General features: G+C 42.5%; 2 protein-coding genes. Both read right to left on the bottom strand.

The window, feature by feature from the left end:
• On the bottom strand, positions 1-359 hold a 359-nt coding region (locus tag F6K37_RS43235; RefSeq protein WP_287257320.1), incomplete at its 3' end, for a phage baseplate assembly protein V.
• The coding region (locus tag F6K37_RS43230) for a phage late control D family protein (RefSeq protein WP_287257319.1) at positions 356-1236 on the bottom strand (881 nt) is incomplete at its 5' end. The genes F6K37_RS43235 and F6K37_RS43230, both read right to left, overlap by 4 nt.

The following is a 1236-nucleotide window of genomic DNA, read 5'->3' as shown; positions in this document are numbered from 1 at the left end:
GATTTGATTACCCGGATATTATTAGCACCATCTTCATTAGTTGCTGGTGGTAATTCTTTACCATTCCACAAAGACCCGATAATATAGGGCAAACGGACATCACCATGTTCAAAAGCTACTAATACTTCGTCATCTACTTCTGGCAAAAAATAAATCCCTCGTTCATTTCCTGCCATTAGTGTAGCTATTCGCGCCCAGTCACTTTCGTCTTCATCACTTAGCCAGGGGTATTTCACTTTAACCCGACCTAGTCCTTCTGGGTCTTCATTGTTGGTAATTACACCAACCACGACACCATAAATACGAGATGCGATCGCTCGGTGGGATTGACTATCCAAAAGTAGTTCAGACAATTTCATTGAGCATTCCTCCGCACTGTAAATTTAGTATGATATTGGCTATTACAATAGCGATGCAGGACACTGGTAAGATAGTATTGACCGCTAAAGCGCTTGCCTACACCATCAATTTGAACTACTATTCCTGCTCGTAAATCTGTACGCCCTCGACAAATTCCTTCTCCACTAATTAACTCTAGATTGAGTTGCTGAAAACGGGCTTGAGCCAGCTGATCTGCTTCCGCTTGGGTAATCATTGGGTGATTGCTCAGGGTTTTTACTGCTGTACCAAAAGCATCTTCGCTTAAAGCTGCACCACTAGTTTCTCCCCCCATTTTGCTTCCTTCATCACCAGTGGCGGCGCGTCCGATAATTGCTTGCTTTTCTTTAGGATTCCAACCCTGTACTTTGACTTCATTCACTTGACTTGCAGAGGACATACAGGGATAAAATTCCAGTAGGTCATCAGTAAACATTAGGGTGAGAATTTCACTATCTTGATTAGCCGTAGGTCGAAATACTAAATTTCGATCTTCCACCATCACCTCATAATTAATTTTTCCTGCCCTTTCTTGCAAAAACTCCATATGAGTTTGATTAGCTTGTAAAATATAGTCATGCACCACCCCACTATCTTCTACTTGGGCAGAAAGTCCAACCTGCTGGGAAATTTGTGCTGCGATGTCACTATCTTTTAGTTGCACAAAAGTCTGGGTATGACGACCACGATGTAAGCGATGGCTGCGATCATAACCCCTAATCATTACTTTGGGTAATCGCTGAATCGTAAACTCTGGTTCTATAGCGGTAATTTCCCCAACCATGAGGGTAGTTAGGTTTCCCCGGTAACCCAATTTCACTTCTAGGGTATTCCCAATACTGAACAAAGAGTTATCCA

The sequence above is a fragment of the Moorena sp. SIO4E2 genome (assembly GCF_010671945.1).
GTDB classification, from domain to species: Bacteria; Cyanobacteriota; Cyanobacteriia; order Cyanobacteriales; family Coleofasciculaceae; genus Moorena; species Moorena producens.
Note: the sequence above shows the minus strand (reverse complement) of the source record. Positions and strands in the feature narration are given on the sequence as shown.